The sequence below is a fragment of the Bacillus mobilis genome, from assembly GCF_001884045.1.
Lineage (GTDB): Bacteria > Bacillota > Bacilli > Bacillales > Bacillaceae_G > Bacillus_A > Bacillus_A mobilis.
In genome coordinates this window covers 153,920-169,192 of record NZ_MACF01000046.1, presented here as the reverse complement: position 1 = coordinate 169,192, position 15,273 = coordinate 153,920, and the positions used below count along the sequence as shown (strand labels likewise).

Sequence of the window (15,273 nt, the reverse complement as noted above, 5' to 3'; positions counted from 1 at the left end):
ATACTCTCATTAACTCATGGTTATGTACACATGTCAAGACAACTTATTACAATAGAAAAAGCCAACCTTTTCGTTGGCTTTTTCATATGCAATGGCTCCTTTTTGTTTTGCCAATTGCTGAAATGATTGTTTTGACTTCACAATCCATACTTTCGTTCCAATTGGAATGCGATCAAATAAATACTCCACATCGTTTTTCTTCATCCTTATACATCCTTGTGAAATATACTTTCCAATCGAACTAGGTTGGTTTGTTCCATGTATTCCATATTTACTTCCATCAGTTCCTCTTGCATTAAATCCAATCCACCTTGACCCAAGCGGATTTTTCGGTGATCCCCCGGGAATATTCTTTGCAATATAATACGGATCCTTCGCTTTCATTACAACATCAAAAGTTCCCTCTGGAGTTAATTCATTTGTTTTCCCTGTCGCTACTGGAAAAACCTTTTGAATCTTTCCATCGTCAATATAAGCTAGTTTATTCGTCGCTTTATTTACAATAATGAAAGGATCTCCGGCACGTGGATTATCACCAAGAGGCCAAATAGGCGATAAAGAAAAACATAATATGAAAGAGAGAAGATACGGCATAAGTAATTCCTACCTTCTATATAAGTTCTTTTATATTATCCTTTCCCTTAAAACGACTTTTAATGAGTAAATATTGCTCCATTTCATACACAAGTTGAACAAGCTTCGCACGTATCTCAAACTCTTCACGTGTAACGGGCAATGGCATGTCTCTAAATAATTCTCTCATTTCTTGCAGCTGTCTTAAGGAAATAACCCCAGTACTCTCAGGGCTAATAGCATTCCCAATGTTTTCAACCACATCCGCAATCATGTCAGCTTGTTCATATGTCCATGATAAAGAAGCTGCTAATGGTATCATCCGCTCTAAAATTTCGAATTGCTGCATACGCATATTAAAGTAACGATAGTAATAGCCATCTTCTCGCATAAATGCATTCTCAAGTTTCTTAAACGATAAATCCCTTGCTTCATTTAGCATATTTTCAGTTTCAATAAGTTCTGCCCCGCTCCAACTACTTTCTCTGTTTCGTAAATAAACGACCATTTCAAACAAAATTGTTTTAAAATTACTTTCTATTGTATCCTGATACTCTTTTAGCTTATTTTCACTACTTGGCATATACATATTCACTAATAAAGCCACGCTAATTCCTATCGTTAATATCGCAATTTCATTTCCAACAATAAGCCATGTAATTTGTTTCAATGAATATAGATGCATCACAATAACTGAACTCGTGACAATACCTTCTTGAATTTTAAGCATAACTGCAGTCGGAATAAATGTAAGTAATAATATACTAATTGCTAGCGGTGTATATCCAATTGTTTCAAAAATACAAAACGCGAATACCATTGATAATACACAAGCTAAAAAACGATGTAACGATACTTGAAGTGATTTACGTTTCGTATTTTGTACACATAATATAACTAAAATGCCCGCTGAACTATAAAATTCTAATCCTAATAACTGAGCAATAAAAACTGCTGCGCCTGTCCCTATTGCTGTTTTTACTGTACGGTATCCAATTTTGAACATAGCACTGCTCCTATATGTATAAACGTATTTACAGTTAGTATAAAAAAAGGATGACACAATGTCATCCTTTTCTACTTATTATTCACGTAACCGTTACATATTACAATATTTTTTGTAAAAATTGTTGCGCACGTTCACTTTTCGGTGCTGCAAAAAATTCTGCTGGCGCACTATCTTCTACAAGCTTTCCACCATCTAAAAAGAGAACACGATCTGCCACTTCTTTTGCGAATCCCATTTCATGTGTAACAATCGCCATTGTCATTCCTGTCGTAACTAATGATTTCATAACTTCTAACACTTCTTTTACCATCTCTGGATCTAGTGCTGATGTTGGTTCATCAAATAACATAACTTCTGGTTCCATCGCCAACGCTCTCGCAATTGCTACACGTTGCTTTTGTCCTCCCGAAAGACGGTTTGGATACGTATCTTTTTTATCTAATAAACCGACCTTTTCTAAAAGTTTCTCGGCTTTCTTATCAGCTTCTTGTTTCGTTACTCCTTTTACATTGATAGGAGCATACGTAATATTTTCTAATACAGTCATATGAGGAAATAGGTGGAAATGCTGAAATACCATTCCGACATTTTCACGAACGTGCATAATATTCGTTTTCGGATTCGTTACTTCTTCCGTTCCAATCCAAATTTGACCATTTGTCGGTGCTTCTAACACATTCATACAACGTAAAAATGTTGATTTCCCTGATCCAGACGGTCCAATAATTGCTACTACTTCCCCTTTTTCAATCGTTGTTGTAATTCCTTTTAATACTTCGTTTTTTCCAAATGATTTATGAAGGTTTTCAATTTTAATCACTTTTCTTCATTCTCCCTTCAATTGCCTTCCCGACTAATGTAAGAATAATGACTAGCATATAATAAATTAGTCCAACAAAAAGTAATGGTTCAAGATATTTAAACGTCTCACCGCCTACAATGTAAGCACGGCGCATTAAATCTGTCGCTCCTATTACTGTTACTACAGCCGATTCTTTCGTAAGTGTCGCAAACTCGTTCACAAGCGCTGGTAATATATTTTTTAATGCTTGAGGGAAAATAATATTTCGCATCATTTTTCCGTAAGGTATCCCTAAAGCCATCGCTGCTTCTGTTTGTCCATTATCAACCGCTTGAATGCCGGCACGAATTACCTCTGACATATATGCACCTGAATTTAAGCTAAATGCTAATACAGCTGCTACGAATGCTGGTATATCATAACCAATTATTTGCGGGACACCGAAATAAATAATCATTAATTGTAATACAAGTGGTGTACCACGGAAAATTGATGTATAAAAATCTGCCGCTATATTTAATGCTCGTATTCTAGCAATTTTGCAAAGCGCTAATAACGTTCCTAAAATAAATCCTACTAGCGCTGATACTGCTACAATTTTCAAAGTAACTTCTAGGCCTTTTAGTATATATGGTATCGAAGGCGTAATCGCCGAAAAATCTAAGTTCATTCTATTCATTCCCCTCACAGAAAAGTGAAAGGCAGCTTATTTTTCGCTGCCAAACCATTTCTTCACTAATTTATCCATTTCTCCATTTTCTTGCATCTTTTTAATTACTTTATTAAATTCTGCTGTTTTATCACTGTTTTTCGGAAGGGCAATTGCTGCTCCTACTTCTTCTGGTGCTTCTTGAATTTCAATTCCTTGTAAATCTTTCATTTTCTCTACATAATTTTTAGCAACTGTGTCTTCTATAATTGCAGCGTCAAAACGACCAGCTTTAATTTCTTGTACGATTTCTGGTATACGGTCACGTCCCTCAACTTTGAAATCTACTTGTTTTTTAAATTCTGCCGCTTTCTCTTCTTGAATAGATCCTGTTTGTACCCCTACTTTTTTCCCTTTTAAATCCTCTACAGATTGAATGTTAGAATCCTTTTTAGAAACGACCATGTTTTTCGCAACAAAATAAATATCTGTGAAATCAACATTATTTTTACGCTCTGCAGTAGGCGTCATACCTGCCATTACGAAATCAACTTTTCCTGAGCTAAGCGATGCTAATAAACCACCAAAATCCATATCTTTCATTTTCACTTCATAACCAAGTTCTTTTCCGATATATTTAGCAACATCAACATCAAAGCCGATAATTTCATCACTTTTTGAAGCTTCCACGTATTCATATGGTTTATAATCTGCTGAAGTCCCCATAACCAGTACTTTTTTATTTTTTCCACTAGCCTTTTCGTCCCCATTACTACAAGCGCTGAACATACTTACAATTAAAATAAGTGCAAACGATATCGATAATAACTTCTTCATCTTTCTTCCCCCTAATAATGTATATTTAAAAGTTTAATAGAATATTTATTCGATGTTTGTATTGTATCAGCACTTTCATTTTTATGCAATATATAAAATAAAAATAAATAAAATAACAATATTAATAACGTTTATCATGTATAAAATATTGCATAAAACAACATAACTATGCATGTCCCATAAAGTGAAACTTTAATCAGTGGGGGTTTTCTTCATCCCCCACCTAACTTCTTTGCTTTCACTGCATTTTGAGGTGGGGGTCTTACTGCTCATTAAAGCGGGATAAATTTTAATACTAAATAAAAAAAGGCGGTACATCCACTTCATTGTGGACGTACCGCCTTTTCACTTATATTTATAGTTCTTCACAATTCTCTTCGAAATAAGATTGTAGCTTTGCAATAACTTGCATTGGTTCATGACCTTCAATTTCATGACGTTCTACCATCGTTACAATTTTTCCATCTTTTAATAAAGCGAATGATGGAGAAGAAGGTGGATATCCTTCAAAATATTCACGAGCTGTTGCTGTTGCTTCCTTATCTTGACCTGCAAACACCGTTACAAGATGGTTAGGACGTTTATCATAATGTACGGAATGCGCAGCAGCAGGACGAGCAATACCACCTGCACAACCACATACAGAGTTTACCATTACAAGTGTTGTTCCATTTCTTTTAAACGCTTCTTCTACTGCTTCCGGCGTCGTCAATTCTGTATATCCAGCAGAGACAATCTCTTCACGCGCTTGGCGGACAACATCATTCATAAAAAAGTTAAAATTAATCAATCTTTTCCCTCCTCTAAAACTACCTATTTGTATCTTACCAGTTAATGTTTATGAAATACAAGTAAGTTTACTTGTATTTGGGTATAGAAAAGGTGTTAGAGCTCTTGCTCTAACACCTTTTCTTAATGGCCACGATGCTTTTGCTTTGCTTTTTGTACTTTGATTAAACGTCTTCTTTGTTTTTCAGCTTCTCGCATCTCTTTAGATCGCACTTTCTTTTCTTGTTTATGCAGTTCATAAGATAAGCCAATTGCCTCTTGTGCCTTAGTAAAACGTTTTACATTTACTTCTTTTGCCGCTTGTCGTATGATACGTTTTATATTTTTTGGACGTTGTTTTTCTTTCACTTCCACACCGCATTTTGCAACGTGCTGGAAATACGCTAACATTGGACCATTCACAAATATAAGTACTTCTTCATCTGAAGGTTCCATTCCAAAAATATACCGTGCTCCATACAATTTTCCTTTTTCTTTATGTGTAATAATTCCTACGAAAAATTGACCATCGTGATATACTGTCAAATCCATTGACAGCCCCTCCTTTAAAAAAATTAGAAATACCGGACATCCCGGAGGGGAAGGTTACTGACATGTAATCATGCGTCTGGACTACCGACCAGAACTGTGTTTTTGTATCTCTTTCATTGTATTATATCTTATTTCCCATAATTTTTATATATTCCATAATCATTTTTTTATGCGATCCTACAATATAGTCAGGTAGTTCTGTTAGTGGAAAGAATGTAAGCTGAACCGCTTCTTCTTTATTCATAACAAACTCCCCTTCGTATTCCTCGGTATAATAGGCTGTCGTTACGGATTGAAATTCATCACCATTTGCTAGTTTTGTAAAATAATTCGCTCCTGAAAATACATTAATTAATCGAAGGTTCTTCACTTCTATTCCTGTCTCTTCATATACTTCACGGCAAGCTGTTTCTTCTGGTGATTCGCCAAGCTCCATTAGCCCGCCAGGCAATCCCCATTTTCCGTAAGGCTCTGTTCTTTGCTGTAATAATACATATCCATGTTCATTTATAACGAGTACAACAGCACCAACTAAAATTAAAGGGCGATGACCAACTACTTTTCGTAACTCCTCTACATATCCCATCGTATCCCTCCTTTTTCGTTGTCCACACTATTGTATCATATGTATGAAACGACAAAATGCGTATATTTTTCATTTTTTTAACAAAATATTTATTTTATGAGCTTCATCTACTGTAGCTAACATAATGGATTCAACTTCTGCGCTCTTCTCTAAAAATTCTCTCGCCCACTCTTCTGTTTTTCCTACTAAAGCTAGAACATCTTGCTGAATGCTCCCATCCTTTACTAATACAAAAGAAACTGGAGACCTTCTTCCCGCCACTTTCAGATCAAGTCGTGAAGCTGCTTCATATTGGGGATACTGAAATATAGAAACAACACCGCTTGCTTCCCATAATGCTAATTTAACCGTTTGAATATCGCTCACATTTCGCATACGAAGTTCCGAAAATAAATATTCCACCGTAATTCTCGCTTTTTTCAAATTGCTAAAATCAATGGAACCATTATGTATAAGAATAATAGGTGCCGGCTCTAAAAAGCGTCTCCATCTATCCCATTTCAACATTAAGACTGAGCTTATAATGTGAAGTACAACGAGTATGAACGTTGTAATCATCGAACCGAGTAATCCCACTTTTTCATCAGATAATGCGTTAGAAATATTCCCACCAAGCAATAACACTAATACGACATCTAAAAAACGAAGTTGTGCGATGGACCTTTGTCCCATCGCTTTCGCAACTAATATTAAGAATATGTATGCTATAATAGCCCGAATAACCCACTCACTATTAGAAAGATGCCGTGCCCCTTCAAAAATATGCATATGCATCACTTTGCACTCCTTACCCGTCTCAAACTGCTATTCTGTTTTAGTTTGCAACGTTTAAGAGCATATATGTAAAAAAGCTGGTTCGTATTTAAACGAACCAGCTTTTTACTTAACAGAAAACATATACTTTTTATACGTTTTCCGTACCGATAATATGAGACCCATCATAATCATATTTGAGAACAAGGAACTTCCCCCGTATGATAAGAAAGGTAATGCAATCCCTTTTACAGGCATTAATCCAACGATCATACCGATGTTTTGGAATATTTGAACCGTTAATATCCCAATTGATCCAGCACATAATAATGTACCGAATAAATTATCAGCAGAATAACCAATAATAATTGTTCTATATAGTAGTAATAGGAACAAGAATACAACTAAAGCTGCTACGATAAATCCACCTTCTTCGGCAATTGTAGCAAAAATAAAGTCAGTATGCTTCTCAGGGATATAAACGTTCCCTTCACCAAACCCTTTCCCTTCCATACCACCACTACCTACAGCTAAAATCGATTGCTGTGTTTGATAACCTTGATCTGCATTTTCAAATGGATTTAACCAACCTACAATACGTGATTGTTGGTGAGGTTTTAGTAACGTAACTAAATTATTAAAGAAGAAATCCTCATACCTTACGTAAATAAATATTAACGCAGATAAAACGGTCACCGGAATAACTGTACATAACGCTATCAATTTCTTCTGAATACCTGACATAAATAAAATACATGCAATAGCAGCAGCATATAAGAACACCATCCCTGTATCCGGTTGGCTATATACAACAGCCATAGGCGGGAGAGATACTAGCATAATTTTACCTACTAATTGTAAATCTGTTTGGAATGTTCTTGCCATATACTGTGCATTATGTTTCACTGCTATACTTGCTACTACGAGAAGCAAGGAAATTTTGAAAAACTCAGATGGCTGAATTTGTCCAACTAATGGAAACACAAACCATCTTTTTGCACCTAATTTTTCAGGTGTAAAAGTGGAAACCGGTAGTATTTTCAAAAGAATAAGTGAAGCAAATCCAACGATATAAAGTGGCCAAGACAATTTTTGTAATTGATCTAAGTCAATGCTTGCAACAAGCAGTAACAATACAACTCCAATTATGTAGTTCAAACCCTGTTTCATCGCAAAGTTTGCCTCTCCATATTGGCCAGTTTGCTGACTGCTATATATAGCAGCTATACTCGTAACACATAATGCAAACAAAATTAATATTAATTTTACATCTAAACTTTTTAGAAACTCGGTACTTCTTTTCATGACATCCTCCTGAAACATTGTTACAGCAAAATAAAAAACCAGGAGTCAACATTCTTCATGTTTTGACGACTGATTACACATTATCTATAAAACACTTATATAGAATAACTCTCTTTTTCATACAATACAATATATTATACTACAGTTTCGTCAGTAAGATTTGCCAAAAAAATTATTCTTTTCTTATTTTATATCTATATACCATATATCAGCAATGTATTTTCGTAAATTTCTAATACATACTCGTTCATTGTAAGATTGCCGTGAAAAGTGTTGTACATATAGTAGGATGCAAATGAAGAAATAAGATGATAAAAAGCTCGCATAAGCGAGCTTTTTATTAATATACAGATGTATTATTTTCTGACGTATTTTCTAGAATTTCTTTTACACGTCCTAAGAACTTGCCACAAATTAGGCCATCTAGTACACGGTGATCAAGTGATAAACATAAGTTAACCATGTCGCGAGCACCGAACATACCGTTATCCATAATAACTGGGCGTTTTACAATTGATTCAACTTGTAAAATAGCCGCTTGTGGGTAATTAATAATACCCATAGATTGAACAGAACCGAATGATCCTGTGTTATTAATTGTAAATGTTCCACCTTGCATTTCGTCCGCTTTTAACGATTTCGTACGTACTTTTCCTGCAAGCTCTGTAATTTCACGAGCGATACCTTTAATCGTCTTCTCGTCCGCGTGTTTAATTACTGGTACAAATAGTTCGTCCTCTGTTGCAACAGCGATAGAAAGGTTAATATCTTTCTTCTGAACAATCTTATCGCCAGCCCACATTGAATTGATTTGAGGATACTCTTTTAACGCTTGTGCTACTGCTTTTACGAAGAAAGCAAAGAACGTTAAGTTAAAGCCTTCGCGTTTTTTGAAATCACCTTTAATTGAATTACGGTATGACACAAGGTTTGTCACATCTACTTCAATCATCATCCAAGCGTGTGGTGCTTCGTGTTTACTACGCAACATGTTCGCTGCAATTGCTTTACGCACACCTGTTACTGGAATTTCGATATCGCCAGGCATTGTTGGTACAGAAACTGGTTTTGCCGCTTCTACTTTTTGTGCGACTGGCGCAGCTTTTGGTGCTTCTGGACGAGCTTCTACTACTGCTGCTACCGCTTCCTCTTTCTTCGCACCTGCTTGCGGAATATTTCCAGATTCCACTAGCGTTAAAATATCTTTACGAGTGATACGGCCATTTGCTCCCGTACCTTCTACTAGATCTAAATCAACGTTATGCTCACCCGCAAGTTTTAAAACAGCTGGTGAAAAACGTGGTTTTCCATCAGTTGGTTGTTTTGCTTTCGGTGCTTTTGCAGACGTAGCTACTTCTGCCTTTGGTTCTTCTTTTGTTTTTTCTTCAACAGCTGTCGCTGCTACTTCATCTGCGCCTTCTACTTGAATAACACAAACTACTTCGCCTACAGCTAACGTCTCACCTTCACCAGCGATTAACTCTTTCACAATACCAGTGAAAGAAGATGGTACTTCAGCATTTACTTTATCAGTCATTACTTCTGCAAGCGGATCATACTTATTTACGTGATCGCCAACATTAACGAGCCATTTACTAATTGTACCCTCTGTAACGCTCTCCCCGAGCTGAGGCATTGTGATATTTTCTACAGCCATGTATAGTCCCCCCGATTAAAATTCCGCAAGTTCACGCATTGCTTTTTCAACTTTATCTGGATTTACCATAAAGAATTTTTCCATTGTTGGTGCATATGGCATCGCTGGAACGTCTGGACCTGCAAGACGTGCGATTGGCGCATCTAAATCAAACAGACAGTTTTCCGCAATAATTGCTGCCACTTCACTGATAATACTTCCTTCTTTATTGTCTTCTGTTACAAGAAGAACTTTACCTGTTTTAGAAGCTGCTTCAATAATTGCTTCTTTATCTAATGGATATACAGTACGTAAATCAAGAACATGTGCAGAGATGCCATCTTGTGCTAACTTTTCAGCTGCTTGAAGAGCAAAATGAACACATAATCCGTATGTGATAACAGTAATATCATCACCTTCACGTTTTACATCTGCTTTTCCGATTGGTAATACGTAATCATCCTCTGGCACTTCACCTTTAATTAAGCGATATGCACGTTTATGTTCGAAGAATAATACTGGATCTTCATCACGAATTGCTGCTTTTAATAAGCCTTTTGCATCATATGGTGTAGAAGGGATAACAATTTTTAAACCTGGTTGGTTTGCAAACATCGCTTCCACAGATTGTGAATGATACAATGCACCGTGGACACCCCCACCAAATGGTGCACGAATTGTAACTGGACAAGTCCAATCGTTATTAGAACGATAACGAATTTTTGCTGCCTCAGAAACAATTTGGTTTACTGCTGGCATGATGAAATCAGCAAACTGCATTTCAGCGATTGGACGCATACCATACATTGCCGCACCAATTGCTACCCCAGCAATTGCAGATTCCGCAAGCGGTGCATCAAGCGCACGATCTTCACCAAATTGATCATACAAACCATGTGTCGCTTTAAATACGCCACCTTTTTTACCAACATCTTCACCTAAAACGAATACTTTCTCATCGCGTTCCATTTCTTCGCGCATTGCTAATGTAATAGCATCAATATAAGACATTACAGCCATGAAACGTTCCCCCCTATTCTGCGTATACGTGCTTCAATGCATCTTCAGGTGCTGCATACGGAGCATTTTCTGCATATTCTGTTGCTTCATTTACGATATGCATAATTTCGTCTAACATTTGTTTTTCAGATTCCTCAGTTAACACGCCAGCTTCTTTTAAATAAGCAGCAAATGTTATAATTGAATCTTTTTTCTTTGCTTCTTCTACTTCTTCTTTATCACGATAAACACGATCATCATCGTCACTAGAATGTGCTGTTAAACGATATGATACTGTTTCAATTAAAGTTGGGCCTTCACCACGACGGCCGCGGTCTGCAGCTTCTTTTACGGCTGTATATACTGCAAGTGGATCGTTTCCGTCTATTGTATATCCAGGCATACCGTAACCAATTGCACGATCTGATACATTTTTACATGCTAATTGTTTTTCAACCGGAATAGAGATTGCGTATTTATTATTTTCACACATGAAAATAACAGGTAGTTTGTGTACGCCAGCAAAGTTTGCCCCTTCATGGAAGTCACCTTGGTTTGAAGAACCTTCTCCAAATGTAACAAACGTTACTAAATCTTTCTTTTCCATTTTTCCAGCTAATGCAATACCAACTGCATGTGGTACTTGCGTTGTTACTGGAGATGATCCTGTCACAATACGATTTTTCTTTTGACCGAAGTGACCAGGCATTTGACGACCACCAGAGTTTGGATCTCCAGCTTTCGCGAAAGCAGACAACATAAGTTCTTTAGCTGTCATACCAAACGCTAGTACAACACCCATATCACGGTAGTATGGTAATGCATAATCTTTCTCTCTATCAAGAGCGAATGCTGCTCCAACTTGTGCCGCCTCTTGTCCTTGACAAGAAATTACGAATGGAATTTTACCAGCGCGGTTTAATAACCACATACGTTCGTCGATTTTACGCGCAAGTAACATCGTACGGAACATCTCTAATACTTGCTCATCACTTAAGCCAAGCTCTTCATGGCGCTTTTCTTTTACTTCTGCCATTTTTCATAACCTCCTAAATCCACATTTTTATGCGTGTAACGCTTTTCCATCTACAGCTAATGCTGCTTCACCAATCGCCTCAGATAATGATGGATGCGGATGAATTGTATGTGCTACTTCCCACGGTGTTGCATCAAGTACTCTTGCAAGACCAGCTTCAGAAATCATATCTGTTACATGTGGTCCAATCATGTGAACACCAAGAATGTCATTTGTTTCTTCATCAACTACAAGTTTTACGAAACCATCTGATTCGCCGTATACAAGTGCTTTTCCGATTGCACGGAATGAGAACTTACCTACTTTTAACTTATAGCCTTTTTCTTTCGCTTCTTGTTCTGTTAAACCGACAGAAGCAACTTCCGGACTGCTATATACGCATTTTGATACCATAGAATAATCAATTGGTGTAACTTCTTTACCCGCAATATGTTCTACTGCAACAATTCCTTCATGAGAAGCAACGTGAGCAAGTTGTAAGCCACCGATTACATCTCCAATTGCGTAAATATGAGATTCTTTCGTTTGATAAAACTCATTTGTTTGAATGTATCCTTTTTCCACAACGATATCCGTATTCTCTAAACCAATATTTTGCGTATTGGCTTGTCTTCCTACAGATACAAGCATTTTTTCTGCTTTAAATTCTTTATTCTCACCGTTATGTTCAGCTTGAATTGTTACTCCATTATCTTTTACCAATGTTTCTGGTAATACTTTTGCACCAGTTACCACTTTAATACCTTTTTTCTTGAATAGACGTTGCATTTCTTTTGAAACGTCCTGATCTTCAAGTGGTAGTATCGTTTTCGCATACTCTAATACTGTAACTTCTACACCGAAGTCAGCAAGCATAGATGCCCACTCAATACCGATTACACCGCCACCAACGATAATAATCGAACTAGGAAGCGTTTCCATTTTTAGAGCATGATCGGAAGACATTACATACTCTCCGTCTAATTCTAAACCTGGTAATGAATTCGGACGAGAACCTGTTGCAACAAGTACATTTTTTGGAATTAACATTTCATTCTCTTCTCCACTTGCAAGTTCAACTGAAATTGTCCCTGGCATTGGAGAGAAAATAGATGGGCCAAGAATACGGCCAATACCTTCAAACACATCAATTTTACCTTGTTTCATTAGGTGTTGAACACCTTTATGAAGTTGCGTTACAATCTTCTCTTTACGCTCTTGTACTTTCGCAAAGTTTAGTTCTACATTACTTGCAATAACCCCGAACTCTTCGCTTTTTTTAGCAGTTGCGTATACTTCCGCACTACGTAAAAGAGCTTTACTAGGAATACATCCTTTGTGCAAACAAGTACCACCAAGATTTTCTTTTTCAACAAGTGCAGTTTTTAAACCTAGTTGCGATGCTCGAATAGCAGCAACATAACCACCAGTACCGCCGCCAACGATGACTAAATCATATTCTCTTGCCATTATCTCAACCCCTAGCTACTGTTTGTTTTTCTCGTACAACATACTCTTTCGGCGCTTCTTCTTCACGTAATACACGAAGTGCTCCTTCTGCTAATGCTTGTAATTCATCTTCCCCTGGATGTACGATAACATCAGCAATCCAGTCCACACGCTCTTTTATTTCATCGACAAGAATTTTACTGTACGCAAGTCCACCAGTTAGAACGATTGCATCAATTTTCCCGTGAAGTACAGCGCTAGCTCCGCCAATCTCTTTCGCAACTTGATATGCCATTGCTTTATAAATAAGAGTTGCTTCCGGATCACCTTTTTCAACCATTTGTTCTACTTTGATTGCATCATTTGTACCGATTAGACTTACAAGTCCACCTTGTCCAACAAGCTTTTTAACCATTTCGTCACGGTAATACTCACCAGAGAAACACATCTCAACTAATTGTCCTACCGGTACTGTACCAGCACGCTCTGGACTAAATGGTCCTTCACCGTTTAAGCCGTTATTCACATCGATAACTTTTCCTTTTTTATGAGCACCAACTGTAATACCGCCGCCCATATGTGTAACTAATAAATTTAAATCCTCGTATTTGTGATTTAATTCTTCAGCTACTTTACGAGCAACTGCTTTTTGGTTTAATGCATGGAAAATGCTTTTACGTTCCATACCAGCAATACCGCTTATACGAGCAATCGGCTCCATTTCATCTACAACGACAGGATCTACTATGAATGCCGGAATATTTAATCCAGAAGCGATTTCATATGCTAAAATGCCTCCAAGATTTGAAGCATGATGACCGCTAAAGCCATTTTTTAAATCTTCTAACATCGAATCGTTCACTGTGTATGTTCCGCCTTCGATTGGACGAAGTAATCCCCCGCGCCCACAAACTGCGTTTAACTTTGAAATGTTAATACCGTGAGAATGTAGAACTTCTAAGATCGTTTCTTTACGAAATTCATATTGGTCGATAATTCTCTTATATTTTCCAATTTGTTCTTCGTCATGACGAATAGTCTCTTCTAAAACGGGTCTTTCATTATCAAAAACACCAATTTTTGTGGATGTACTACCCGGATTAATAACAAGAATTCGATTTAAGGACACTGCTGCTACCTCCACTAATAAATTCAAAAGGAAGTGGAAACCTCGTAAGAGGTAACCACACCTTTTGTAAAAGTAATATATGAATGATTAGCGACGGCTAATAATGTCGTGACCGTTGCGTAAGTATGTGCTACGAGAGTTTTTCAAGCTTGCAATGCGCTCTTCAGCTAAACGATCTGCTGCTACATAAGTTGCAATGCCATCACGTTTTGAAATTTCGATTACTTTTGCAATTGTGTCATAAATTGACTCAACACGTTTTAGTGCACGTTCTCTATTGTATCCATATAACTCGTCTGCTACGTTAATTACACCACCAGCATTGATAACATAGTCTGGTGCGTATACAATACCCATTTCATGAATCACGTCGCCATGACGATCTTCTTTTAATTGGTTATTTGCAGAACCTGCGATTACTTTTGCTTTAAGTTGTGGAATAGTTTCGTCATTAACTGTTGCGCCTAATGCACATGGTGCGTAAATATCACATTCAACACCGTAAATTTCATTTGGTTCAACTGCTGATGCACCGAATTCTTCTACCGCGCGTTGTACAGCTTCTTTATTAATATCTGTAACGATTAGTTTTGCTCCTTCAGCGTGTAAATGTTTGCATAGGTGATATGCTACGTTACCAACGCCTTGAACAGCAATTACTTTTCCTTCTAAATTATCAGTACCGAAAGCCTCTTTCGCAGCTGCTTTCATCCCACGGTAAACACCGTATGCAGTTACTGGAGATGGGTTACCAGAAGAACCGAATGATGGTGAAATACCTGTTACAAAGTCAGTTTCTTCGTGGATAATATCCATATCATCTACTGTTGTACCAACATCTTCAGCTGTAATGTAACGTCCGTTTAGTCCTTGAATGTAACGTCCTAATGCGCGGAACATCGCTTCGCTCTTATCTTTACGTGGATCACCGATAATTACTGTTTTCGCACCACCTAAGTTTAAGCCAGCTGCTGCGTTTTTGTATGTCATCCCTTTTGCAAGACGCAATGCATCTTCAATCGCCGCTTCTTCAGAATCATATGTCCACATTCTTGTTCCACCAAGAGCTGGTCCAAGTGTTGTATCATGAATTGCAATAATTGCTTTTAAACCAGATTCTTTATCTTGACAAAATACTACTTGCTCATAATCATATTTTTCTAAGTATTCGAAGATTTCTAATGTCATTGTCGTTTCCCCCTAGTGTTTTA

The 15,273-nt window shown here is 37.2% G+C and carries 16 protein-coding genes; all 16 read right to left on the bottom strand.

The window, feature by feature from the left end; all coding sequences use genetic code 11:
* Positions 1-33 precede the first annotated feature (33 nt).
* Positions 34-594 carry a L,D-transpeptidase gene (locus BAQ44_RS05965; protein ID WP_061678087.1) on the bottom strand — a complete coding sequence of 187 codons (561 nt, stop codon included), beginning with the start codon at positions 592-594 and terminating at the stop codon, positions 34-36.
* A gap of 16 nt (positions 595-610) precedes the next feature.
* Positions 611-1,579 (bottom strand): aromatic acid exporter family protein, encoded by a 969-nt coding sequence (locus BAQ44_RS05960; RefSeq protein ID WP_000472675.1) that lies wholly within the window; start codon positions 1,577-1,579, stop codon positions 611-613.
* Positions 1,580-1,679: 100 nt separating this feature from the next.
* On the bottom strand, positions 1,680-2,402 hold the full coding sequence (locus BAQ44_RS05955) for an amino acid ABC transporter ATP-binding protein (protein WP_063260852.1): 723 nt from the start codon (positions 2,400-2,402) through the stop codon (positions 1,680-1,682).
* Positions 2,395-3,054 (bottom strand): amino acid ABC transporter permease, encoded by a 660-nt coding sequence (locus BAQ44_RS05950; protein WP_063260851.1) that lies wholly within the window; start codon positions 3,052-3,054, stop codon positions 2,395-2,397. Before BAQ44_RS05950 ends, BAQ44_RS05955 begins: the two co-directional genes overlap by 8 nt.
* Before the next feature lie 36 nt (positions 3,055-3,090).
* On the bottom strand, positions 3,091-3,870 hold the full coding sequence (locus tag BAQ44_RS05945) for a transporter substrate-binding domain-containing protein (protein WP_071721201.1): 780 nt from the start codon (positions 3,868-3,870) through the stop codon (positions 3,091-3,093).
* Positions 3,871-4,225: 355 nt separating this feature from the next.
* On the bottom strand, positions 4,226-4,639 hold the full coding sequence (locus BAQ44_RS05940; protein ID WP_002008492.1) for a BrxA/BrxB family bacilliredoxin: 414 nt from the start codon (positions 4,637-4,639) through the stop codon (positions 4,226-4,228).
* Positions 4,640-4,782: 143 nt separating this feature from the next.
* Positions 4,783-5,190: a YjdF family protein gene (locus BAQ44_RS05935; RefSeq protein WP_063260848.1), complete on the bottom strand. Its 408-nt coding sequence runs from the start codon at positions 5,188-5,190 to the stop codon at positions 4,783-4,785.
* A 121-nt stretch (positions 5,191-5,311) separates the two neighbouring features.
* Entirely contained in the window at positions 5,312-5,776 is a 465-nt protein-coding gene (locus tag BAQ44_RS05930; RefSeq protein WP_063260847.1) for an NUDIX hydrolase, read from the bottom strand.
* A 69-nt stretch (positions 5,777-5,845) separates the two neighbouring features.
* The gene (locus BAQ44_RS05925; protein WP_061678081.1) at positions 5,846-6,550 is read right to left on the bottom strand and encodes a DUF421 domain-containing protein; all 705 of its coding nucleotides are present in this window, start codon (positions 6,548-6,550) and stop codon (positions 5,846-5,848) included.
* A 105-nt stretch (positions 6,551-6,655) separates the two neighbouring features.
* The gene (locus BAQ44_RS05920) at positions 6,656-7,834 is read right to left on the bottom strand and encodes an FtsW/RodA/SpoVE family cell cycle protein (protein WP_061677489.1); all 1,179 of its coding nucleotides are present in this window, start codon (positions 7,832-7,834) and stop codon (positions 6,656-6,658) included.
* Positions 7,835-8,174: 340 nt separating this feature from the next.
* Entirely contained in the window at positions 8,175-9,491 is a 1,317-nt protein-coding gene (locus tag BAQ44_RS05915) for a dihydrolipoamide acetyltransferase family protein (RefSeq protein WP_061677488.1), read from the bottom strand.
* A 15-nt stretch (positions 9,492-9,506) separates the two neighbouring features.
* Positions 9,507-10,490, bottom strand: a complete 984-nt coding sequence (gene bfmBAB / locus BAQ44_RS05910; protein WP_000290073.1) for a 3-methyl-2-oxobutanoate dehydrogenase subunit beta — start codon at positions 10,488-10,490, stop codon at positions 9,507-9,509.
* A 13-nt stretch (positions 10,491-10,503) separates the two neighbouring features.
* Positions 10,504-11,505: a 3-methyl-2-oxobutanoate dehydrogenase subunit alpha gene (gene bfmBAA, locus BAQ44_RS05905; protein ID WP_061677485.1), complete on the bottom strand. Its 1,002-nt coding sequence runs from the start codon at positions 11,503-11,505 to the stop codon at positions 10,504-10,506.
* A gap of 27 nt (positions 11,506-11,532) precedes the next feature.
* Positions 11,533-12,954, bottom strand: a complete 1,422-nt coding sequence (lpdA, locus tag BAQ44_RS05900) for a dihydrolipoyl dehydrogenase (protein ID WP_000090438.1) — start codon at positions 12,952-12,954, stop codon at positions 11,533-11,535.
* A gap of 4 nt (positions 12,955-12,958) precedes the next feature.
* On the bottom strand, positions 12,959-14,062 hold the full coding sequence (gene buk / locus BAQ44_RS05895; protein WP_000056195.1) for a butyrate kinase: 1,104 nt from the start codon (positions 14,060-14,062) through the stop codon (positions 12,959-12,961).
* 87 nt (positions 14,063-14,149) lie between these two features.
* Positions 14,150-15,250, bottom strand: a complete 1,101-nt coding sequence (locus tag BAQ44_RS05890) for a leucine dehydrogenase (RefSeq protein WP_000171356.1) — start codon at positions 15,248-15,250, stop codon at positions 14,150-14,152.
* Between the last annotated feature and the right edge of the window lie 23 nt (positions 15,251-15,273).

Excerpts from the sequence above, each read along its gene's own strand:
- BAQ44_RS05965 (WP_061678087.1), bottom strand. The coding sequence starts at position 594 with ATGCCGTATCTTCTCTCTTTCATATTATGTTTTTCTTTATCGCCTATT.
- BAQ44_RS05935 (WP_063260848.1), bottom strand. The coding sequence starts at position 5,190 with ATGGATTTGACAGTATATCACGATGGTCAATTTTTCGTAGGAATTATT.
- BAQ44_RS05915 (WP_061677488.1), bottom strand. The coding sequence starts at position 9,491 with ATGGCTGTAGAAAATATCACAATGCCTCAGCTCGGGGAGAGCGTTACA.
- BAQ44_RS05925 (WP_061678081.1), bottom strand. The coding sequence starts at position 6,550 with ATGCATATGCATATTTTTGAAGGGGCACGGCATCTTTCTAATAGTGAG.
- bfmBAB (WP_000290073.1), bottom strand. The coding sequence starts at position 10,490 with ATGGCTGTAATGTCTTATATTGATGCTATTACATTAGCAATGCGCGAA.
- BAQ44_RS05960 (WP_000472675.1), bottom strand. The coding sequence starts at position 1,579 with ATGTTCAAAATTGGATACCGTACAGTAAAAACAGCAATAGGGACAGGC.
- BAQ44_RS05950 (WP_063260851.1), bottom strand. The coding sequence starts at position 3,054 with ATGAACTTAGATTTTTCGGCGATTACGCCTTCGATACCATATATACTA.
- BAQ44_RS05930 (WP_063260847.1), bottom strand. The coding sequence starts at position 5,776 with ATGGGATATGTAGAGGAGTTACGAAAAGTAGTTGGTCATCGCCCTTTA.
- bfmBAA (WP_061677485.1), bottom strand. The coding sequence starts at position 11,505 with ATGGCAGAAGTAAAAGAAAAGCGCCATGAAGAGCTTGGCTTAAGTGAT.
- BAQ44_RS05940 (WP_002008492.1), bottom strand. The coding sequence starts at position 4,639 with ATGAATGATGTTGTCCGCCAAGCGCGTGAAGAGATTGTCTCTGCTGGA.
- lpdA (WP_000090438.1), bottom strand. The coding sequence starts at position 12,954 with ATGGCAAGAGAATATGATTTAGTCATCGTTGGCGGCGGTACTGGTGGT.
- BAQ44_RS05890 (WP_000171356.1), bottom strand. The coding sequence starts at position 15,250 with ATGACATTAGAAATCTTCGAATACTTAGAAAAATATGATTATGAGCAA.
- BAQ44_RS05945 (WP_071721201.1), bottom strand. The coding sequence starts at position 3,870 with ATGAAGAAGTTATTATCGATATCGTTTGCACTTATTTTAATTGTAAGT.
- BAQ44_RS05920 (WP_061677489.1), bottom strand. The coding sequence starts at position 7,834 with ATGAAAAGAAGTACCGAGTTTCTAAAAAGTTTAGATGTAAAATTAATA.